The organism is Flavobacteriales bacterium (genome assembly GCA_019694795.1).
Taxonomy (GTDB): Bacteria; Bacteroidota; Bacteroidia; order Flavobacteriales_D; family UBA2798; genus UBA2798.
Map to the genome: position 1 here is coordinate 39,735 of JAIBBF010000002.1, position 22,947 is coordinate 62,681.

The 22,947-nt window shown below is 41.9% G+C and carries 17 protein-coding genes and 1 tRNA gene; 7 read left to right on the top strand and 11 right to left on the bottom strand.

All coding sequences use genetic code 11. The annotated features are described in order from the left end of the window. Positions 1-116: 116 nt before the first annotated feature. Positions 117-199, bottom strand: a tRNA-Leu gene (locus K1X56_01580). 154 nt (positions 200-353) lie between these two features. Here K1X56_01580 and K1X56_01585 point away from each other — a divergent pair. The 3 genes from K1X56_01585 to K1X56_01595 are packed head-to-tail and all read left to right on the top strand — an operon-like array spanning position 354 to position 4,108. Next, positions 354-2,324, top strand: a complete 1,971-nt coding sequence (locus K1X56_01585) for a PKD domain-containing protein (GenBank protein MBX7093381.1) — start codon at positions 354-356, stop codon at positions 2,322-2,324. An 11-nt stretch (positions 2,325-2,335) separates the two neighbouring features. Beyond that, entirely contained in the window at positions 2,336-3,346 is a 1,011-nt protein-coding gene (locus K1X56_01590; protein ID MBX7093382.1) for a PorP/SprF family type IX secretion system membrane protein, read from the top strand. Between the two features lie 6 nt (positions 3,347-3,352). After that, the gene (locus K1X56_01595) at positions 3,353-4,108 is read left to right on the top strand and encodes a peptidylprolyl isomerase (GenBank protein ID MBX7093383.1); all 756 of its coding nucleotides are present in this window, start codon (positions 3,353-3,355) and stop codon (positions 4,106-4,108) included. Here the strand turns inward: K1X56_01595 and K1X56_01600 are convergent. The 5 genes from K1X56_01600 to K1X56_01620 form a co-directional block, all read right to left on the bottom strand. Beyond that, positions 4,101-5,162, bottom strand: coding sequence for a mechanosensitive ion channel family protein (locus K1X56_01600; GenBank protein ID MBX7093384.1), 1,062 nt, complete (start codon positions 5,160-5,162; stop codon positions 4,101-4,103). The genes K1X56_01595 and K1X56_01600 overlap by 8 nt on opposite strands. Positions 5,163-5,208: 46 nt before the next feature. Beyond that, entirely contained in the window at positions 5,209-8,658 is a 3,450-nt protein-coding gene (locus tag K1X56_01605; GenBank protein ID MBX7093385.1) for a T9SS type A sorting domain-containing protein, read from the bottom strand. Continuing rightward, entirely contained in the window at positions 8,651-12,181 is a 3,531-nt protein-coding gene (locus K1X56_01610; GenBank protein MBX7093386.1) for an N-acetylmuramoyl-L-alanine amidase, read from the bottom strand. The genes K1X56_01605 and K1X56_01610 overlap by 8 nt, the downstream gene beginning before the upstream one ends. Before the next feature lie 109 nt (positions 12,182-12,290). Next, a complete protein-coding gene (locus tag K1X56_01615; protein MBX7093387.1) occupies positions 12,291-12,911 on the bottom strand; it encodes a hypothetical protein in 621 nt (206 codons plus the stop codon). Positions 12,912-12,948: 37 nt separating this feature from the next. Further along, positions 12,949-14,244, bottom strand: a complete 1,296-nt coding sequence (locus tag K1X56_01620; protein ID MBX7093388.1) for a hypothetical protein — start codon at positions 14,242-14,244, stop codon at positions 12,949-12,951. A 189-nt stretch (positions 14,245-14,433) separates the two neighbouring features. Here K1X56_01620 and dnaB point away from each other — a divergent pair, with 189 nt between their 5' ends. From dnaB to K1X56_01635, 3 genes are all read left to right on the top strand, one after another. Further along, on the top strand, positions 14,434-16,038 hold the full coding sequence (dnaB, locus tag K1X56_01625) for a replicative DNA helicase (GenBank protein MBX7093389.1): 1,605 nt from the start codon (positions 14,434-14,436) through the stop codon (positions 16,036-16,038). Positions 16,039-16,139: 101 nt separating this feature from the next. Next, positions 16,140-17,366, top strand: a complete 1,227-nt coding sequence (locus K1X56_01630) for an asparagine synthetase B (protein ID MBX7093390.1) — start codon at positions 16,140-16,142, stop codon at positions 17,364-17,366. Positions 17,367-17,406: 40 nt separating this feature from the next. Continuing rightward, positions 17,407-17,934 carry an SRPBCC family protein gene (locus K1X56_01635; GenBank protein MBX7093391.1) on the top strand — a complete coding sequence of 176 codons (528 nt, stop codon included), beginning with the start codon at positions 17,407-17,409 and terminating at the stop codon, positions 17,932-17,934. Between the two features lie 23 nt (positions 17,935-17,957). Here K1X56_01635 and K1X56_01640 read toward each other — a convergent pair whose 3' ends face one another. Beyond that, the gene (locus K1X56_01640) at positions 17,958-18,998 is read right to left on the bottom strand and encodes an aldo/keto reductase (GenBank protein MBX7093392.1); all 1,041 of its coding nucleotides are present in this window, start codon (positions 18,996-18,998) and stop codon (positions 17,958-17,960) included. A gap of 83 nt (positions 18,999-19,081) precedes the next feature. Between K1X56_01640 and K1X56_01645 the strand changes: the two genes are divergently transcribed. Further along, entirely contained in the window at positions 19,082-20,077 is a 996-nt protein-coding gene (locus K1X56_01645) for a cation diffusion facilitator family transporter (GenBank protein ID MBX7093393.1), read from the top strand. A 224-nt stretch (positions 20,078-20,301) separates the two neighbouring features. On the opposite strand, the gene K1X56_01650 is transcribed toward K1X56_01645, so the two are convergent. The 4 genes from K1X56_01650 to pcaF all read right to left on the bottom strand — a co-directional run bounded on the left by K1X56_01650 (position 20,302) and on the right by pcaF (position 22,933). Next, positions 20,302-20,508 carry a DUF2892 domain-containing protein gene (locus K1X56_01650; protein ID MBX7093394.1) on the bottom strand — a complete coding sequence of 69 codons (207 nt, stop codon included), beginning with the start codon at positions 20,506-20,508 and terminating at the stop codon, positions 20,302-20,304. A 93-nt stretch (positions 20,509-20,601) separates the two neighbouring features. Further along, positions 20,602-21,198, bottom strand: coding sequence for a transferase hexapeptide repeat family protein (locus K1X56_01655; GenBank protein ID MBX7093395.1), 597 nt, complete (start codon positions 21,196-21,198; stop codon positions 20,602-20,604). Between the two features lie 56 nt (positions 21,199-21,254). Continuing rightward, positions 21,255-21,677: a four helix bundle protein gene (locus tag K1X56_01660; GenBank protein MBX7093396.1), complete on the bottom strand. Its 423-nt coding sequence runs from the start codon at positions 21,675-21,677 to the stop codon at positions 21,255-21,257. A gap of 50 nt (positions 21,678-21,727) precedes the next feature. Next, positions 21,728-22,933: a 3-oxoadipyl-CoA thiolase gene (gene pcaF / locus K1X56_01665; protein ID MBX7093397.1), complete on the bottom strand. Its 1,206-nt coding sequence runs from the start codon at positions 22,931-22,933 to the stop codon at positions 21,728-21,730. Positions 22,934-22,947: the final 14 nt, after the last annotated feature.

Here is a 22,947-nt window from a genome sequence, read left to right on the forward strand (position 1 = left end):
GTTATTAAAGCTCATCGGTTTTAATCCCGGACTTCCCGAAATCCGCTTTGCTCCTTCGGGATAAACTTCTCGCCCGGTCTTGGACAAAAAAAAAGTGGCAAAAAGCCACTTTTTTGTGCCCAAGACTGGACTCGAACCAGCATGCACGTAGTGCACCACCCCCTCAAGATGGCGTGTCTACCAATTTCACCACTTGGGCATCAGGGACTTATTCGAAAGATGTGCCGAATAAGAGGCTGCAAAAATACATAAAATCCCGAAATCCGTTAAAAAACAAGAGGAAAATATTAGAGTGGAGATAAAAATGAAAAATGAAGCCATTTTTCGTTAATTTAAGCCATTAACTTATTGCTATGATGAAAAGACTACTCTTGCCACTTTTGATGCTTCTTTTCGGCTCAAAAGGATTTTCTCAGGTGTTTTATCAGGAAGAATTTGACGGGACTGTTTGTGCTGCGGGTTCGGGATGTGATCCTTCGCTGGTGGGATGGACGGTGACGAATGTGGGCGCGAATGGAACGGATGCCAACAAATTTTTTATCAGCTGCCAGGAAAACGGAAATGCGGCCGGTCAATGCGGATCGGGTTGCGGGAACGATCAATCATTGCATGTGGGGAATGTTTCAACTTCTACTGCAGCATTTATTTTTTGTCCAACCGGCGATTGCGGAGCGGCTTATGATGATTCGAGTCCGAATGAAATTACCAATATACGCGCGGAGTCGCCCACCATTTCCTGTGTGGGTCAAACCAACATCGTTTGCACGTTTGTGTATATGGAAACCGGAGAAAATCTGGATGACGATGGATCGTTCTGGTATTTCGATGGTGTCACCTGGGTGATGGCAGATCAAATAGCTAAATCAAACAACGCCGGATGTTCGGGTCAGGGTAAATGGACCGCCTATTCGGTTAGTCTTCCTGCGTCGGCCAATAATAATCCGAATGTAAAAATTGGTTTCGTTTGGAAAAATGACGGAGACGGAGTGGCAACGGATCCAAGTTTTGCTGTAGATGATATTAAATTAACTTCCAATCCAACATCACCACCGGTGGCATCTTTTACAGCCAGCTCGGTGAGTATATGCGAAGGCGATTGCATTAATTTTACGAATACCAGTACCGGAGCACCCTTTACGGCAACCAGCTGGACATTCAGCGGCGCTTCTACTGCAAGTTCTACATTGGATTCGCCAAGTAATATTTGTTATCCCACTGCAGGAACCTATGATGTTTCTTTAACCGTTACCAATGCCAACGGAAGTGATACGGATACACAAGTTTCATTCATCACCGTTAACACCTGCACCACTCCTCCGGTAGCAGCATTCAGCGCGAACAGCACCACCATTTGTGCAGGCGATGCGGTGAACTTTACGGATTTATCTACAGGAGCACCTACTACATGGAACTGGACCTTTACAGGAGGAACGCCGGGTACATCCACTTCTCAAAATCCCACTGTTACTTATGCCACTGCAGGCACCTATACGGTGACATTAACCGTAGGAAATGCCAATGGAACCAACTCCATTACGCAAACGAATTACATCACAGTTACTACGTGTAGTAATCCCGTTGCATCATTTACTCCTTCGGCCACATCACTCTGTGAAGGCGATTGTATTACCATTAACAACACGAGTACAAGCGCCAGTACGTATGGATGGATTTTTAACGGAGGAACACCTTCCACTTCCACCTCACAAAATCCGGGTGTAATTTGCTATTCTACTCCCGGAACTTACACGATACAATTAATTGCCGCCAATGGATTTGGAGCAGATACCATTTCCACTACCATTACCGTAGGTACGGCTCCAACTGTAACAGCAAGTGCAGATACAACTATTGATTTAGGATCAACCGTTACGCTAACTGCAGTAGGATCCGGAAGTGGAAATTATGCATGGAGTCCCACAAGCGGATTAACATCTCCCGGTACAGCAACTACAGATGCAACGCCATTGGGAACTACGGCTTATATTGTGACCTATTCGGAAAATGGATGTTCGGCTACGGATACCGTGGTGGTTACGGTGAACATCATTGAAGGAATCGGCGTACCGAATGCCTTTTCACCGAATGGTGATCAGATCAATGATGAACTTTTTGTAATGGGACAAGGCATCGTAAAAATGAATTTCATTGTTTACAATCGATACGGACAAAAAGTGTTTGAAACAACGGATCAGTCGAGAGGCTGGGATGGAACACTCGATGGTAAAAAACTAAACGGAGGTGTGTTTGCTTATTATTTAGAATACACATTGATATCCGGTGCCAGCGGAACCATTAAAGGAAATGTAACGGTTGTACGTTAAAAACAGAAATCATGCGAAAATTATATATCACTTTAGGAGCTGTTTTGGGCATGTCGACATTACATGCGCAACAGGATATTCATTTCAGTCAGTTTTATTCCGCATCCGGATTAATTAATCCCGGAACAACCGGCGTGTTTAACGGCGATATACGTGCGATGGTCAATTACCGCAATCAATGGAAATCGATTTCGGAACCATTTACCACCATCAGCAGTTCGGTAGATGCAAAAGTGTACGACGGATCTTCCGGATTTTTGGGAGCAGGGTTAACGTTTTACAATGATAAAGCAGGAGCAAGTAAACTCACCACACAATCCTACGGTTTAAATCTGGCCTATGCCATTGAATTATCGAAGGACATGTATTTATCGCTCGGTGTACAACCCGGTTTGTTTCAGAAAAGCATTAATACTTCCGATTTGTATTATGGAACGCAGTTTACGGGCAATGGATTTAATACTGCATTAAATAGTGGGGAAGCAAGCACTTCTTCCAAATTTTTATCGTTCGATATGGGTGCCGGTCTGTATTGGATTTACAGAAAAGATGATCACAATGCCTATTATTTAGGCGCATCTGGATCGCATTTAACGCAGCCGAATATTAGTTTTTTGGGATCAACCGATAAATTACTTCGTAAATATATTTTTCACGGAGGAATGGAAATCGGATTGAAGAATACCAATATGATTATTCTACCGAATTTCCTTGTTAAAATGCAAGGCGGAAACCGCATTATTAATGTGGGCACCGATGTGAAATACATTATTCAGGAGCAATCGCATTTTACGGGATTTGTAAATGAAATGTCGGTAGGCATGGGTGCCTATTACCGCGTGGGCGATGCACTGTGGGGGACATTGCAGTTTAACTGGACCGGATTTACGCTGGCAATGAGCTACGATTTAAATCTTTCTGATTTATCGGTGGCCACCAATGGAAATGGCGGAATGGAATTAATGCTGATGTACCGCGCAGGAATTGGAACCGGCAAAGGAAGAAGCACACGTTTTTTGTAAACTAAGATGAAGTTGTTTCGTTGGTATTTTTTGGTGTTGCTATGTGCAGGCTTGTTATATTCCTTTGTAACTACCACACCGAAAGAAAAAGCAGAAGAGATCGTTAAGATTGAAACCTCGCATGGTGATATTTATATCTGGCTCTATAAAGAAACGCCCTTGCACCGGTCTAATTTTTTAAAGCTGGCCAAAAAGAAATTTTTCGACGGAACACTTTTTCATCGTGTCATCGAGAATTTTATGATTCAGGGTGGTGATCCCTATTCGAAAATGCCGGAGAAAAAAGATTCGGTAGGCGAGGGTGGTCCCGGTTATGAACTGGACGCGGAAATATTAATGAACAACGCTAAAATTTTCCATCGTCGGGGTGTAATTGCGGCAGCGCGAAATGGCGATGATGTTAATCCGCTTCGCAAATCGGCGGGATCGCAATTTTATATAGTGCAGGGAAGAAAATTCAATGATTCCACTTTACGCATTCAGGAAAAACGCGTGCAAAAAGGATTAAAGGATAGCAGTTTTCATTTTACTCCGGAACAAGTGAAAGTTTACAAGGAAATAGGAGGAACACCCTGGCTCGATAAGCAATACACCATTTTTGGTGAAGTTATTTCAGGAATGGAAGTGGTAGATAAAATCGCTGCCGTAAAAAAAGTTCCTCAGGATAAACCCGAAATTCCCATTGCCATGAACGTACGTGTGCTTAAAATGACGCCTACTCAGCTGAAGGAAAAATTTAATTATACGATTCCGTTTAATTAATTTCTTTCTTAAACACCACTTGCGTTGGATACGCAAATTCAATTCCTTCCTTACGAAATGCAGTTAAAATGGATTGATTGATCTCGCCCTGAATTTTCATATTGTCCTGTTCCGGTTCAATAAAATAAAACAAAGAAAGATTCAAACTGAATTCGCCAAAGGATTCGAAAAAGGCGACTGTTTTGCTATCGTCGATAAGCGGATGATCTTTGGTTATTCCTCTCAAAATCTCCAATGCTTTTTCCAATTTTTCGTCGCTGGTATTGTAAACCAAACCGAGTTTAATATTGACTCTCCGTTGCGGTTCTTTGGTGACGTTTAATACGGGACTCTCCGAAAAATGTCCGTTCGGCATTGTAATCAATCGGCCATCTAACTGTCGAATGCGTGTACTTCGTAATCCGATGTCTTCAACCACTCCATCCATTCCATCAATCACCACACGATCGCCAATGCGGAAAGGTTTGTCCATAAAAATCATCATTCCTCCGAAGATGTTTTTTACGGTGTCCTGCGCGGCAAGAGCTACAGCCAAACCTCCAATTCCTAGTCCGGCGATTAAAGCGGCAACGTCGAATCCTGCATTGTTGAGACCTACAATTATTCCGAGAATCCAAAGTGAAACCCGTATTCCGCGTCGTAAAATGGGAATGAGTTGATCGTCGAGTTTATTATCGCTTCGTTGCGCATAGGGGGTTAAATATTCCTCCATTAATGCATCGATAATGCGCACGAACATCCAGGTGATGTTTATAGCACCAGCCAGATAGGTAGAGTTATGAATAAAATTGGTTGTGTTTTCCGGGAAAACAAGTCGGTTGAAAGCAATTAAAAATCCGGATAGAATAATGGCCATGATGGCCGGTTGCTCAACTTTATCAATGATTAAATCATCCAGTTTTGTTTTTGTTCTGGACGTTAAACCACGCAATGCTTTTCCGATAATCCAATACGCAATTTTAGCCAGTAAAATAAAGGCTAATAATATTCCCACCGAAATGCCCCAATGGTAAATGGTGTTGCCGTAATAGACTTTGTCGAGAAATTCGTTCATGAGCAATTATATTTTTTGCAAAAATAGAAGTTTTAAACTACTGGCATTATTCGATGATTAATTTAAACTGCTGCGAAGAATGTTCTGTTTTGATGTTCAACAGGTAAATCCCTTTTGCCAGTTGTTCCTGAATCACATAGTTTTTTTCCGTGATATTGTTTTTCCCAATAACCAGTTTTCCTTCTATGCTGTAAAGTTCTACATCAAATTTTACAGCATTGTTGTTTCGGATCGTTACCAACTCAGTGGCGGGATTCGGATAAATGCTGAATTGAATTTGGTTGGAATTTTCTTCCACTTGGGTGGCATCAAGAACGGTAATACTTATCAGGCTTGAATCGTCGGGACAAACACCGTTGGATGCATATAGCCAAACATCATAGATGCCCGACTGCGTGAATTCGTGCCAGGGATCGCTGTCTGAAGAAAAAGTGCTGTCGCCAAAATCCCAATAATAAGATGTTGCGTTGTTGCTGGTGTTTTGCAGTGCCAAAAATGCATTGGGTAAATACAAGGTTGTTGCATTGACCGAAAAGCTTGCCGTAACCGGATCGACCAACGTAATATTTACGTTCTGCGTTAAGGTATCATTTCCGCCGGCTCCTAATGCAATCAGGGTAATTGTATAATTTCCGGTAGAAGGAACCATCACATTTGGGTGAGTGGATGTACTGCTGGAAGGGGATAAGCCGGGGAGCGACCAATAAAATCCGTTGGCGAGTGTAGAGGTGTTGAACAGTTGTAAGGAATCGGATGAACAGGTTTGAATACTTCCTCCAATGAAACTTGCAATCGCCGGATCGGCTGGTTGAAGAACAATAAATCCGTCGGAACTGCTGATGGTCGATTTTAGTCCCGCTCCGTTAACCGATCGTACATTCACATAATAGGTGGTTCCGTAATTGAGCAGAAGGCCCGTAATGGTGTCGTTTAAGGCATTTCCTGCGTTGGACCAGCTATGCACACTCGAATCGCCAGGACTTAATCCTATACTATGTTCATAATAACTTATTCCTGAATGCGCATCGTTTGCTACGCCCCAATTACAACTTCTGCTTAAATTTTCATTGGTGGTGTCGATATCTGAACTGATGCTTTCATTCACAAATGCGGGATTAGAACCGGGTGTCCAGTCAATATTTACATTCTGCGAAACAGAATTACTCCAGTTGTTGGCATGATCATTTATGATGGAACGAATACGGCAGGAGGGATTTGCAGGACCATTGTTCTGATATCTGACCATGGAGGAAACATTTCCAATGGTAATTGATTCATTGGCGCTACGACTTTTATATACTTTTAAATCGTCGAACAATACATTCGTGTTTCCGGTTCGGATGGAAATTGAATTTCCGCTTTGTAAAGGAGATGGATCTGTCCATTGAGAAGCAAGGACATTATTGACATAGGCTTTAATCTCGCCGGTAGATGGATCATAAGTAATTTTGTAATCGTACCAGGTGGAAGGAGCAATGGTGAAATCATCGTCGGTCATTAAGGTAAAGACATCATTCACCACTTCGTAAATCTGGCATTTGTTATTATCCACCCTGAAATAAACGAAATAAGAATTTCCGCGATTGGTCAATGAAGGATTGTCGCAAAAGAAATGCAATCCACTGCGACGGTTATTTCCGCTTCCTCCCATATTGGCTTGCCAGTGATAGAGGTAAGCATGAGTGGCATCTTGTGTAAGCGAGGTGTATAAATTTCCATTTCCCTGCGCTTCGTCGCTTTGATTAAGTCGTGCACTGGTAATATTCCATATTCCACTTTGATTGGTCCATTCGCTGTTGATGGCAACATCGAAGTTGTCGTTGAAAAATCCGTGTGTGGCATTGGCCCGCCATTCGCTGCCGTTATTATCCATCACCTGCCAGAATTTTTGATTCACACCTGATCCCTGATCTGTATCGGTAAAATTACAATTGAAATTAGAAGTCTTCCAGCCATTGATGGATTGAATCTGAGTAACGGGATTAATATTATCCTGCGTGCATTGATAGGTGGCTACAAATCCCGGTGCTGTAGTTGCGCCATCACTAGTAAATTTTAAGGTGAGATGTCCACCACTACTCGTAATTGCCGCAGGAATGCTTGTGCCTGTAAATGGAGATCCGCTCACCTGAGGTGAAGCTGTGGTTGGACCATCGTACACATATAAAAAATCGTAATTGTTTTCGAGGTTAAAGGAGGAGAAGGTAAGTGTAATGGAGGTGGCGTTGGGTGGACTAATGGTGTAGGTGTAATTTTCTTTGTCGTAATAATTTTTAAACCGTCCTCCTCCGATATCGGTTAAGGTATCTGAACATGGAGAGGAATAACAATCGGTAAAATAATTGGCAATGGCGTTCCAGAAATCATTGTATCCGTCATCATAACCTAATGCCCAGATTCCCATTCCTGCAATGCCGCGTTTATTAATAAAATCCAATCGTTTTTCCATTTCATTTCCTTCGGTGATGAAGCATTGTCGCCATCCGGAATTATTAAACACATAGGCCGCAGAAATACTTTCGTTTTCGAAATGACGATTGGCGGTAGAATAAAATCCGCTTGAATTGGTTTTTACATAGGTAAATGTTCGGCTAACTCCGCTTGCAGTTGCAGATGATGGAATGGCATTGGAAGAAGTTGCCCATTCTCTTCCGTAATAGGGAAGTCCTAATACTAATTTATTCGTTGGAACGCCTTTGTCGAGATAATACGTAACACTTTTCGATAAGGTATAATTGTAGCTGGTGCTGAATTGGTATAAGGGATCATTGGGACCGGCAGTTGTACTACCGCTGTAATAATAATCGTAACCCATGATGATAAAATAATCGACAGCCGACATATTGGCTACATCCAATGCATTGTTCCAATCGACACTATACAATACGGTGCTGACTTGTGATCCGGGTATGGCAGCGTGCATTTGATTGGACAAATCATTCATAAAATTCCGGAAGTTCGTTGCCTGAGCAGCGGGTAATCCCTCGAAATCGATATTTACGCCATGCGCACCGCGTGATGAAATCAATGAAATGAGATTGTTGATGAGCGTTTGTTTTGCACTTGTATTGGTAAGAAATGTAGCGTGGTTGGAAAATAATGTAACGCATAAATCTACCCGCACACCATTGGCAAGTGCATCGGTAACGGCTTGTGCAGTGGAAAAGCTATGTGTACTGATGGCATTTCCTGTTGAGGCATCCAGTTCATAGCTGAAATAACATAAATGCGAGAGCAAACTCCAATCGTAATTGCTTTGTAATCCATTACTCCAATAGGGATGCCATCCGTAAACAACTTTATTCAAATTGCAGGCGGCATGATTTATTCGGTCTTTAGCGAGCGGCTGATTCGCAATTTCATAATCCTCAGCGCTGAGTCCGGCTTGTGAATGAAGCTCAGATTCTTCCTGGTGGATACTGATTTGTGCATGGGAAAAATAAGCATGCAGCATTATTCCTGCAAGGAAAAACGATCGCAATAAAACGTTATTCATGATCACTGATCAGTATTTTTTGAATGAAAATTTCATTGTCAGATTCCAATCGCAATACATACACACCGGCAGAAATTGCAGAGGTATGGATGATGGCGGAAGTAGAAGGGAGGACGTAAGTGGAGATGAGTTGACCTTCCATATTGTACAGATCAATTTTTTTAAGCAGGTGCTGGTTGTTGGTGCTGATCATAATCTGGTTCAATTGCTGAACAATAGTGAAGTTGGATAAAGCAGTTTCATCAATGGCATTTGTTCCGATTACATGAATTATTTTTTGTGCGGTATCGGCCGGACAAGCATTGTTTACACTGATAAGAACGGCAACATAATCTCCGGAATTTGTGTAGATGTGCCAGGGATTCATTCCTGAATTTCCGTTTCCATCACCAAAATCCCAAGTTGCACCATTTGCATTTGAACTTAAATTGGTAAATCCTACAAAAGCATTCGGAAGATAAACCGTTGTATCGGTTACTGCAAAATCTGCAATAACAGGTTGCGATACATCCACGTTGATGCTCGAAATTAAGGTGTCTGCTCCACCCGGACCTGTTGCAATCAATTGTACGGTATAGGTTCCGGAAACAGAATAGGAAATATCCGGATGAGTTTGTGTGGAGCTGGATGGTGATCCATTTTGAAAGGTCCAGCTAAATGTTGTTGCATCGCTGGAATTATTTTGAAAGTGAATTTGTTCACCGGCACAAATAAAGGTGTTGCCATTTACATAATTGGCGTGCGGTGGATTGCTTGGTGTTTGTATTAGTACACCGTCGGAACTTACAACTCCTGAAATTAATCCTGCTCCGTTTTCTGCTTTTACATTTACAAAATAGGTGCTGCCATAATTGAGACTTAAGCCCTGAATGCGAACGGTATCATACCAGAAATTATCGGTCCAGTTTAATACATCAGTTGCACCTGCACTTGTTCCTACCGAATACCAGTATCGTGCAACGTCGGAATGCTGATCGAATGAATTGCTCCAGTTCGCTTGTAATTCATTGGCATTGGTGCTGATGTCGATATCGGAGGCAGGACCATCATTTACATTACTCACATCAGAAGGAGCGGTCCAGTCTACATTGACATCCTGCCATGTAATTGCGCTTAAATTTCCGGCATTGTCTGCAACAATCGATTTAATTCTTCCGGCAGGAGTAAGCGGATCCTGATTTTGATAACGCAAATCGCCGCTTGTACCTACCGTTACTAATGCGGAACTTGCTCTTGAACGATAAATTTTAAGATTGTTTACCGTGTAAATACATTCTCCACTGCGAAAGGAAATATAATCGCCCGTTACATGTGGTGTAGCATCGGTCCAGGTTTGTACGAGTGCATTGTCAATGTAAACCGTGTGCTTTCCGGTAATGCGGTCGTAAATGACTTTGAAATCGTACCACTGATTGGCGTTAAAATTAAATGGGACTTCATCCACCAACGTGAATACATCATTTACTACATCGTACAATTGTACTTTGTCGTTATCGAGACGAAACCAAACGAAATAAGAATTTCCTCTGTTGCTTAATGTGGCATCATCGCAGAAGTAATGCAATCCTGCTCTGCGGTTAGTTCCTGTGCCATCCATTTTTCCTGCCCAGTGGTAGAGATAACGATTCGATAATGATTGATTCAAATAAGCATACATATTTGTATTGCCATTGGTTTGATCGCTTTGCACTAATTCTCCGTTTACAATATTCCAGTTTCCACTCATGGTAAACCAGTCGGCATGGATATTCGGTAAATCAAAATTATCAGAGAAAAATCCGTTGTCTGCATTTGCTCTCCAATCACTTCCGTCATAATCGATCACTTGATAATATGATTTTTCAATTCCGGTTCCTCCCACATTGTCCTGATCGGTAAAGTTCACCGTAAAATTTTGTGTTTGCCAGGTGTTATTCACTATCACATTGGTACTCGGCGCAATATTATCGGTAGGAGGTGGAGGAGTTGCATTAGAGGTCCAACTCGCTGCCCATCCGCTTTGCGTGGTAGAACAGTCACTTCTGAATTCAATGGTTAATGCCGTATTGCCGGTCACCGTTCCCGGTGATGTGGTTCCTGTATAAACGCCAATGAGAGGAGCATTGATGCTGTTTCCATTGTAGATGTACATGTAATCCCAATTGGCTTCAATATTGAATGCGGTAAAGGTGAGCGTAACGGATGTTGCTCCGCTGGGTTGTATCACTGTAATTTTTCGTTCGTCGTCGGAATAATTATTTCCCGCTCCGCCGCTGTCGTAAAAATTTCCGCTGCTGCTTGTCACCGAGGTGATGGTCGGCGCATTATTGATTAAACGATAATACAATTCCCAATCCCAGTTTATTCCCGGATCGGTATGTGTTTGATTGGGGAAATGTTGGTGACCTTTAATTTTGGTACATCCGCCCAGTGTGTTGGTACCGGTGGAGGAGGGACCATAATAGGTTCTCAAAGGTGGAATTCCGTATCCCGAATTGCAGATATCGCGACTGAGATCTGCGGAGGCGTTGTATAAGGCAGTGGTGTACCATCCGGTTTGACTCACATACCCTTCGTGCTCATAACCGATGGTGTACGGATTTTCTGAACCTACGTGCCATGCTTTATTGGCTTCGGCTACCATTTGAGTTATTTGTCCGTCGCTCGATCTAACTACATAGTGATAGCTGACACTCGATGCACAGTTTTGTGCCCAGGAAATTGCTCCGGCATAAGTTCCCTGCACGGTGTGAATGGTAATGGCAGAAATCGCCGTTCCGTTTCTAGAACTGTAATTGCAAGTTGGGGCGGGTGTCCAAATAGCTGGACCATATTCCGTACTTCTCAGATTTTTTTGAGTCACCTGGTATGGCTCACCCATTTCATTGGTGATGGCATGTTCTTCGAAGATGATTTTTCGCGCAGATAAAATTTTGTAGTTGTCGCCAAAATGTTTTTCAAGATTAATCTGAAAGGGCGTGAAATGAAATTCCTGTGCTTTATTGACATCGTTTAAGAATGAAAATATCTGATAAACCTGAATTTCGCGTGCTAAGTGATTGACCATTCCTGAATCGGGGATTTCCGATAATTCGTAAAGGACAGCAGCATGAAGTTCTGCATTGAATGGTTGGACTTTATTCTTATTCGATTTTTTTTTCTGATTTAAAATTGCTGAATATGCTTTTGCATACGCATCAACACACCATTGCGGTGAAGTAATGATTTGCTCGGCAGAATAGCCGGAGAGTTGACTAACCAACAATAAATTTTCTCTGAAATAGTTTTTGCCATCGAGGGTGAGTCCCATTATACCCCATGCTTTGGGAATGCCCATGCAACTTTCTGCTTCATTGGCGTCAATATGATGCATTCGTGTATTGTTCCATGCCACCGCTTCGAGTATTCCTCTAGGAATTTCCGGATGCGATTGATAAACGGCATCGAAATTTACAGCGGCGTTTTCATTGGTTAAAAGCTGTTGTTGGGAAAAACCAAACAACGTGATTTGCAAAAATGCAAAAAGGAAAATTGTTCTTTTCATAGGCAAGCTGAGGACGCAAAAATAGAATCCGTAAGCTTGTAAGTCAATAGAAATGGTTGTAAGTGGACGAAATGTTGATTTCTTTTCCTCCAAAACGATTTAGTGCGATCTATTCCGGAGATTTGATAGGGAACACCATTCCGATTTTAATAATTAAAGGCGAGAAGGGGTAGGGCGAATCGCGGTCCTGAATAAAATCGTACATCAGTAAAAAGTAGGAGTAGGAATTATAGCCCATATCGCCGCGGTAACCGATTCCGGCGCATGCAACGGGAATGAATTTGCGTTCGAATTTTTGTTTCAGGTCGTTCCAGGCTTCGGTATTCAGTGTTTCTAATTCACCTTGTAACAAGAAAGAATTCCCCAATAAATAACGGGCAAAAATACTTCCTCCGTAAACGGAAGTGCTGTAGCTTATACCGTAATATGGATTTATTCCGCTAAAATATTTATAGGTTAATCCGATACCGGCAGATAACCGCGGACTCAGATTATATCCGAAAATCGGACTGACATCGAGGTAATTTCCATAGGTGCCTAAAGATCCGGCCAGGTTTCCTCCCCAATAGCAACGTTCTGCAAATGAATAACCATCCAGTTCGGATTCTTTTTCTTTCTTGGCTTCTTCTTTTTTCTTTTCGTATTCCACATAATCGGGATTCCCTTCTTCCTGGGCCAAAGCAGGTTGAATAAGCAGGAAGGATAAGAACAGGGGAAGTATTGTTTTCATAGCAAGATGATGATATCTGGTATAACGAAAATCCGATTTATTTATTGAATTCCAATAAAATTTTTCGGATTGTATCGCTGCAGGTGTATTGCTGCAGGATGGCTCCATTGGTGTAGTCGATAACCGAATAGCTTTTATTGTTACCGGTGTGAATTTCTTCATTCACCGGATCGAATGCAATGTGTTGGATTTGAATGCTGTTATTGAAAAATCCGGAAATGTTGTTTTGATAACTGTAAAGCAAAATTCCGTTTTCATGCGCCAGACAGCTGAGATCAAAATCGATTGCAGTCAATTCGAGGACTCTGCCTGAAGCCAGGTTGTGTTTTAAACTGAGTATCGATTGATCAGGATCAAATTCATAAACCGCAGAAGTTGTGTTTTCATTGATAAACAAAATAAATTTTCCATTGGTGCACAATCGTCCATCCATTACTTCACCGCTTATGGAAGTCGAGAAAAAGGTTAATCCTGTATTGAGATTGTAAGCACTCAAATAGTGATTGCCGTTGCTTGTGTTTTCTTCATCACACAAAAGTGTGCGACCACCCGCAATCATTTTTTTTGTTACGCGATTGGCTGGTTGACTGATGGTGTTTTCGATATTTCCTTCTCCATTATAAGCACGCATCTGTTGGTTGCCGAATGCTACCCATAAAGCAGTTTCTTCACCGGAATAATTCATGCTTTGAAAATACTCGGTGGCACCTATATTTTGGTACAGCAACTGAAATGCATCACCAAAGGTGGAAGTATGGAAGGCCTGTACGGGAAATCCGGAAACAGGGTGTACGGCAATTTGATGCGATGCATTGGAGATATAGGCCGATTTAATGGCGTGTGGAATCGATTTTTCAAAAATAAACGTCCCGTTGTCCAAACGAAAAATTTCAGGATTCGATTGACCGTAACAAAGGACATGGATCGCTTCTAACGCTTTTGGGATTTCGATGAGTTGTAATTGTCCGTATGCAGAAGAACTATTTACCCCATCGCTGGCGGAAACTTTTAATGTGTAGGTTCCGGAGGAAAGGTATAGCCCGTTCACTGCACAGGAGAAAGTCTCTCTGATTTCTTTTTGTCCGGGTTGCCAGATTTCACGAAAAGCGGTTTCACCTTGTGAATTGTAAATAGAAATGCTGAATTCTTCAATCGATTGATCGTCCCGAATCTCCACATCTACCGGAATAGAAGCGGGGAGTTGGTAGGAACTAAGGTTGCCGGGACCATGTATTATCACCACCGGTGCCTGTTCGTCCTTATGCTTGGAACAGGAAATCAGGACTGTGCTTGCCAGGAGGCAGAGGCTGATACCGTGTGATTTCCATTTCATGTATCTAAAATAGCGGATTTTGTTGTATTTTTAGACTTACGTTCCTGATGCGACTACAGATTTTGTGACGAATGAAGGCTGGTTTAGTCGTTGGGTAATCAACAATTGTTGATAAGCTCTGTTAAAAGCTTTTCAGAAACAAAAAATTTATGAACGAAGTCGTTGCTGATTGAACGATATTTTTGGGCTATGGATGAACAGAAAGATATAAAAACAGAACAGCGCAGAGGAGCCTCTCGTCCGAAGAGCATTGGTACTATAAATGTGGATGGTGGAAAATTACCTCCTCAGGCTTTGGATTTGGAGGAGGCCGTGTTGGGTGCCATGATGCTGGAGAAAAATGCAGTAAATGATGCGATCGATATTTTAAAACCCGAATCCTTTTACAAAGAAGCGCATCAAAAAATATTTGCAGCCATTACTGAATTATTTCAGAAGTCGCAACCAATCGATATTCTCACTGTAACGGCAACATTGCGCCAGAAGGGTGAACTGGATATTGTTGGAGGTCCCTTTTATATTTCTCAATTAACCAATCGCGTTGCTTCTGCAGCCAATGTGGAATACCATGCGCGGATTATTTCTCAGAAACATATTTTGCGTGAACTCATTCGTATTTCTTCGGAGACCATTAAGGATGCTTATGAAGAAACTACTGATGTATTCGATTTAATGGATGCCACCGAGGGTGAATTGTATAAAGTTACCCAGGGAAATATTCGTCGCGATTATGAATCGATGGATAAATTAATCCTTCAGGCCATTGATGAAATTGAAAAGGCCAAAGGACATATGGATGGTATCAGTGGTGTTCCAACCGGATTCACGGAACTGGATCGTGTTACCTCAGGCTGGCAACGTTCCGACATGGTAGTTATTGCTGCTCGTCCGGGTATGGGTAAAACCGCTTTCGTTTTATCGATGGCCAGAAATACTGCGGTTCAATTTAATCAACCGGTTGCCGTATTCTCGCTGGAGATGTCGGCCCTGCAGTTGGTGAATCGTTTGATTGCTTCCGAAACTGAATTGCCTGCCGATAAATTACGTAAGGGAAATCTGGCAGAGCATGAATTACAACAATTGCATTCGCGCATTAAAAAATTATCGGAAGCACCGATTTTTATTGATGATACCCCGGCACTTTCCATTTTCGAATTGCGTGCAAAGGCGCGCCGGTTGGTGGGGCAGCATGGAGTTAAATTAATCATTATCGACTACCTGCAATTAATGACGGCCGGTGGTGAAGGAAAAGGAAACCGCGAGCAGGAAATTTCTACGATTTCGAGAAGTATAAAATCCATTGCCAAAGAATTGGATGTTCCGGTTATTGCACTTTCGCAGCTTTCCCGTTCGGTGGAAACACGTGGAGGCGATAAACGTCCGATGCTTTCTGACCTTCGTGAATCGGGTGCAATTGAACAGGATGCGGATATCGTTTGCTTTATTTACCGTCCCGAATACTACGGTATCACGGAAGATGAAAAAGGACAATCACTTCACGGCGTGGGTGAAATCATTATTGCAAAACACCGTAATGGTTCACTGGAAAATGTGCAATTGAAATTCGTTGGACAATTCGCCAAATTCGATAATCTCGATTCCTTCCAGTTCGAAGATAATTACGCTGCCAATAACATGATGCCTAATACCGACTTCGATGGCGGTACCGGACAGAAAACCCCAACTACTAACGTGATTAAACGGAGTAAGATGGATGATCTGAACGATGATGAAGACTTTGATATTGGTTTTGGTCCCATGAAGCCTGGTGGATTTGAACCGGATCCGTTCTAAGCAACATTTGGCATAATTTTTCGTTTTAATACACCATGCTTGCTTCCATAAATAATACGATGAACAGAAAATTAACTTCAGGATTTTTTCTCCTGGTGTTAATGCTGTTTTCTCAGATCGCCCGTTCCAATTTTATCATGGTGCCGATGGATGAGAAACAAAAGAATCATTTGAAGTCCTACGGAATCGCCTATTGGGTTTTAGCCAATAACCTCGAAATAGAATGGCTGCTTAATTACAGAGGAGGTAGTTTTCTGCTTCCTTATATCAAGACCATCGAAGAAGAATGTGTAATCCGTGGCGTTTCGTATGAAGTGATTGTTGATTCCCGCGCACAATCCATCCGCAATGAAATTGCTGATCCGGAAGTGAACATGGAAGTGGTAAAACTGGAGAAAGCACCGAAGATAGCAGTGTATGCTCCTAAAGGACATCAACCCTGGGATGATGCGGTTACCATGGTCATGACCTATGCGGAAATTCCCTACGATCAGATTTACGATTCAGCCGTAGTTACCGGAGCACTTACGAAATACGACTGGTTGCATTTGCACCACGAAGATTTTACGGGTCAGTACGGAAAATTTTATGCCCAGTACCGAAATGCCGCCTGGTATCAAAATCAGCAACGGGAAACGGAAGCGATGGCAAAATTTCTTGGTTTTAATAAAGTTTCAGAATTAAAACTGGGTGTTGCCTTGCGTATAAAACAATACGTAGCGAATGGGGGATTCCTCTTCACCATGTGCTCCGGTACGGATTCGTTTGATATTGCATTATCTGCAGATGGCGTTGATATTTGCGGACCCATGTACGATGGCGATGGTCAGGATCCGAATGCGCAAAGTAAACTGGATTATAACCGGACATTCTGTTTCGAAAATTTCCGATTAACGATGGATCCGATGATTTATGAATTTTCGGATATCGATGGTTCTACTCTGCATAATCTTCCCGAATCGCAGGATGTGTTTACCCTTTTTGAATTCTCAGCCAAATGGGATATTGTGCCCACCATGCTCTGCCAAAATCACACCGCCATTGTTCCCGGATTTATGGGACAAACCACCGACTTCCTCAAAAAGTTTGTAAAGAGTAGCGCCACCATTATGGGTGAAAGCAAACAATTCGGAACGGTGCGTTATGTGCACGGAACCTATGGAAAAGGAACCTGGACCTATTATGGCGGACACGATCCCGAAGATTATCGTCACTATGTCGGCGATCCTCCAACCGATTTAAGTCTGCATCCCAATTCGCCGGGGTATCGCTTAATTCTGAATAACATTCTTTTTCCTGCTGCAAAAAAGAAAAAGCAGAAAACCTGATTGTATTTTTTCTATTTTGGTTGTACCAAAACCAAAAATCATGATTACTGCTTTAATTATCATCGGGTCGCTGATTGTCCTGATTGTTTTATTCGGATTTTTATCTCCGCGTTACGCACGTTTACATCGCAGCATTGAAATAAAAGCTTCACCGGAGGTGATCTGGGAGCAAATGATCGATTTGAAAAATTTCGTTGGCAATTGGTCGCCCTGGTCCAAATTAGATCCCAACATGAAACAGGAATTTTCGGGAAGTGAAAAAGGATTAGGCGCTCGTTATTTCTGGTCGGGAGATCCAAAAAAAGTAGGAGAAGGAACCATGGAAATTATTGAAGTGAAAGAGGGGAAAAAGGTAGATACCAAAATTGCATTTAAAGGAAGAGGAACGGCTATTGCTTGTTTTATTCTTGAAGACAATGGCAGTGGAACTTGTAAAGTAACCTGGGATTTTGAATCTGACAATGGAATGAATCCCATTGCGCGTATTTTCGGTAGAATGATGGAGAAGTTTATTGGTCCCGACTACGAAAAAGGATTACGTTCGTTAAAAGACCATTGCGAAAAGTGAAATAAATGAAGTTCGAATCTGAATTACAATTTCAGATTCGAACGATCAATTTTATCATAGAGTCCACCATACATTACGGTTTTTACGCCGTCCTGTTTTAAAAAGTCATGCGGAAATCCCAATTCAATTTCACTTACGGAATTTAGTTCCTGCATCTGTTCATCCGAAATGGAATGATTTAAACAGTGAAGACTTTCCTGAAATTGTTTGGCGGATCTAGCCCCAATAATCGGAATTACAGAAGCTTTATTTTTGCGCACCCAGTTTAATGCCACATGAGCAGGTGCACAGTTGTTTTCATTGGCAATTTTTACAACGGTTTCTGCAATGGACATGCTTTTTTCGTTTAATCGCTTAGAGCCTTCTTTGAGTCGTTTCGGATCCTGATTATTGCCGAGGTATTTTCCGGTTAATGCACCACCTGCCAATGGAGCCCATGCCGTAACTCCCATATCTGTATATTTTGCCAATGGAAGTAAATCGCGTTCTGCATCACGGGTGATGAGCGAGTACTCCACCTGCATACCTGCAAAACGACTCCATCCTTTTAATTCGGCAATCGCATTGCTTCGCGCAATCATCCAGGCCGGTGTATCCGATACAGCGATATACAGCACCTTTCCCGAACGGACTAAATCATCCAAAGCCCGCATTACTTCATCTTCTGCCGTTGTAAAATCCCATGCGTGGATGTAAAGCATATCAACATAATCGAGCTGGAGTCGTTTTAAACTTCCTTCCAGATTTTGAACGAGACTTTTCCGGTGATTTCCCGAATCGTTAATCCTTCCCGACTGGGTGTATAAGGTACATTTAGTAGCTATGACTAATTCATCCCGGCGTTGACTTTCCTTCACAAATTCGCCAATGAATTTTTCGCTGGTTCCTTCGGTGTAACGGTTGGCAGTATCAATAAAATTCCCTCCGGCTTCCAAAAAGGAATTAAAAATGGTTCGACTTTCCTCTTTATTAGCACCATATCCCCATTCTTCGCCAAAGGTCATTGTACCTAAACACAACTCCGAAACGCGTAGACCGCTTTTCCCAAAAAGTTTGTATTGCATAATCAGCAGTTTTTTCTAAATATAAACATAGATTTTTACCAAAAGTTCAATCGAATGTAAAAGGATTAAAGTATTTTGGCACCATGAGTGTAAAGCGCGATAATGTCCGACTCCAATTCCTGATTCTCACCTTGGGTTTTGTACTTATGGGTATAAAATTCTTTACATGGTACTTAACCCGATCCAATACCATTTTAACCGATGCACTGGAGAGTATCGTTAATGTACTGGCAGGTGGTTTTGCTTTGTTTGCCTTGTGGTTATCGGCACGACCAAAAGATGAAGATCATCCTTATGGACACGGAAAAATTGAATTTATTTCTGCAGGCTTCGAAGGTGCGCTGATATTGCTGGCGGGATTGTCGATTATAGCAAAGTCCATTTACAATTTATTTTATCCCGCCGAAATTTCATCGCTCGATCTTGGGATTTATTTGTCCGTTGCTACCGGTGCTGCTAATTATTTATTTGGTGTTGTTCTTGAAAAAAGAGGAAGAAAAGTTCGTTCACTGGCCATGGTAGCGAGTGGTCAGCATTTAAAAAGTGATGGTTATACGTCTGCAGGAATGATCGCCGGTTTGTTGTTGATTATTTTGACCGACATCTTATGGCTCGATTCAGCCATTGCGATTGTAATGGGAAGTGTTATTGTATTTATGGGAGGAAAAATTGTTCGGAAATCACTCGCCGGTATTATGGATGAAGCAGACCTGGAGGTGATTGATGAAATGCTTGAAATTTTAAACCGCAACCGAAAAGAGAACTGGATTGATGTACATAATCTTCGTGTGATTAAATACGGAACAACGTATCATATCGATAGTCACGTAACGCTACCCTGGTACATCGATTTAAAAATGGCGCATCATCAAATAGAGGAGATGGCTAAAATCATTGAATCCGAAGCGCAGAATGATGTGGAGTTTTTTATTCATACCGACCCCTGTACCGATGACTCCTGCGCAATTTGTGAAATAAAAGATTGTCCTGCCCGCAAGATGAAATTCGAAAAGAAAATCAACTGGAGCAGGACAACCCTGCTTGCTAACCTTAAACACACCCGCGATACGCAATCCTGATCAATGATCCTAATGTTGGATTATAATTTTGCACAAGGAATCGTTTTTACTGCATTTAAATAGATATTTTTTGACTATTCTTCAATATATTAATAGTGGCAAAATCTGCTCAAAGTTCTGTTTTCAGTAAAAAAATAGAGGAATTCAAATTCATTGTAACTTCGAACTCCAAAAAAAAAAGCATCGACCATTAAAGTGCGACGCTTTTTTTATTTCAAATAAGATTACTTCTTCGTTTTGCAGGTGCTAATTCCAAACGGCAGGTACAAAGGACAAAATCCAACCAAAGCCGTCAAAGCAAATACAGCCCCAAGAATAAGAAGAACCAAACCAAGTGTTCCTTCAACCGAGTGGGTAAAATAAAGTACAGCAAATACTACTGCAACAAGGATGCGTACTACGCGATCGATGTTTCCTACGTTTTGTTTCATTTTTTTTGAGTTTGTGGTTAACGATTCAAAAGAGCAGTACAATTGATGTATATACAGTGATTGAAGTCACAAAGAGGAACTGACCTTCATCAGTTATTGCTTTTTAATTTCGTTCCAGGTGCGGTACATCGCTTCTTGTTTCGGACGGTTCGCTTCTATTTCCCTCAGTGGTTCGCAGGGTTTGAGACTGGCATACAATTCCGAAGGAAGTTGCTGATACAATTTAGTTCCCTTGCTTTTCCAATTGATCATATCGTCGGAAACTTCCTTGGCAACCCGTGCAGGATTTCCTACAATAAGTTGACGAGCCGGAAAAGTGCTGTCTGCAGGAATAAAAGTAAGAGCGCCAACAATGCATTCATCACCGAGGGTGACATTATCCATCACCACCGCATTCATTCCGATTAAGCAATTTTTACCAATTACACCGCCGTGAATAATGGCACCGTGACCAATATGCGCCGATTCTTTTAAATGAACGGTAACGCCGGGAAACATGTGAATGGTGCAATTCTCCTGAATGTTGCAGCCATCTTCAATGATTATCATTCCCCAATCGCCGCGAATGGCAGCTCCGGGACCAACATATACATTTTTTCCGATGATGACGTTTCCTGTTACGCAGGCTTGCGGATGCACAAAAGAGCTTTCGTGCACTACGGGAATAAATCCATTGAATTCGTAAATCATCGTTTCAAAATTTAATTCCGACCAATTGGTTACCGGTCAGTTTCGGAATAATTGAATTAATAAACGGGTTCCTGGAGATAAGGAGTAGCCGGCGCACTTTCGAACGCACGGTTTTTCGTTTTCTTCAGATAAGAAATATAAGCATTTAAAATTTTCATGCACTCAGCATGTTTGTTTCTGAAATCATCGAGTGTGTTTTCAGTAATATAACCTTCGTCGTGGGCTATGATCAAATGCTCCAGCGTTTCCATTAAGGAACCACGCGATTGGCGACAAAACTGAATGTTTTCCAAATGATGAAAACGTCCGAATCCTTCAGCAATGGCACTGGTTACAGCGCGCGATGAACGTAATAACTGACTTTGTAATTTGTGATTTTCGGTTTGTGGTAATGATTTAACAAGACTTGAAATCTCTTGTCTGAACTCTCTGCACTTCTTATACACATCGAGGTCTTCGAATGTTTTAAGCATACTCATAAAATAGATTTTTGATAGTGATGTATGAACTATTGACCGGTAACCAATGGTCAGATTTTTTCAATAATAACAGCATAGCCTTGTCCAACACCAATACACATCGTACATAATGCATATTTTTTATTGGTACGTTGCAATTCAATTGCAGCAGTTTGCACAATACGGGTTCCACTCATTCCCAGTGGATGACCAAGAGCAATAGCTCCTCCATTGGGATTAATGCGCGGATCATTATCGGCAAGACCCATTGCACGCGTACAGGATAAAACCTGTGCGGCAAAGGCTTCGTTTAATTCCAAAATATCGATTTGATCTAAAGTTAATCCCGCACGCTCCAGTGCTTTTTGAGAGGCGTAAACAGGACCAATCCCCATTATGCGAGGTTCAACACCTGCAACGGCAGATGATACAATTCGTGCAATAGGTTTCAGATTGTTTTTCTTTAAACCATCTTCCGATGCAAGCAACATGGCAGCAGCTCCATCGTTCAATCCGGAAGCATTACCTGCTGTTACACTTCCATCTTTACGAAATGCGGGACGCAATTTTCCCAATGATTCCATATTGGTATTGGCCTTTATGAATTCGTCGGAAGAAAATAATAGTGGATATCCTTTTCGTTGTGGAATGGAAACTGCTGCAATCTCTTGTGCCAGTCTTCCATTTGCTGTTGCAGCAGCTGCTTTTTGTTGCGACCACATGGCAAAAGCGTCTTGTGCCTCTCGTTCTATTTTGTAGAGATCAACTAAATTTTCAGCAGTTTCTCCCATGCCATCCGTTCCATACATGCTTTGCATTTTCGGATTAATAAAACGCCATCCGAAACTGGTATCATACATTTGCTGATCACGACCAAATGCTCCCGATGCTTTGGAAATCACCCATGGACCACGCGTCATATTTTCTACGCCACCTGCAATATAAATATCTCCATTGCCGGATTGTATTCCCCGACTGGCATTGATAATGGCCGACATCCCCGATGCGCAGAGACGGTTTACGGTTTCACCGGGAACGGTGTAAGGTAATCCTGCCAATAAAAGTGCCATACGCGAAACATTCCGGTTGTCCTCACCAGCCTGGTTTGCACAACCCATAATCACATCTTCAATTAAAGCAGGATCTAAGGATGGATTGCGTTGAATTAATTCTGCCAAAACAAAAGCACCCAAATCATCTGTGCGAACAGCGGATAATGTTCCACCAAAATTTCCGATCGGAGTACGGATAGCATCAACAATAAATGCGTCTTTCATAAACTATTTTTTTT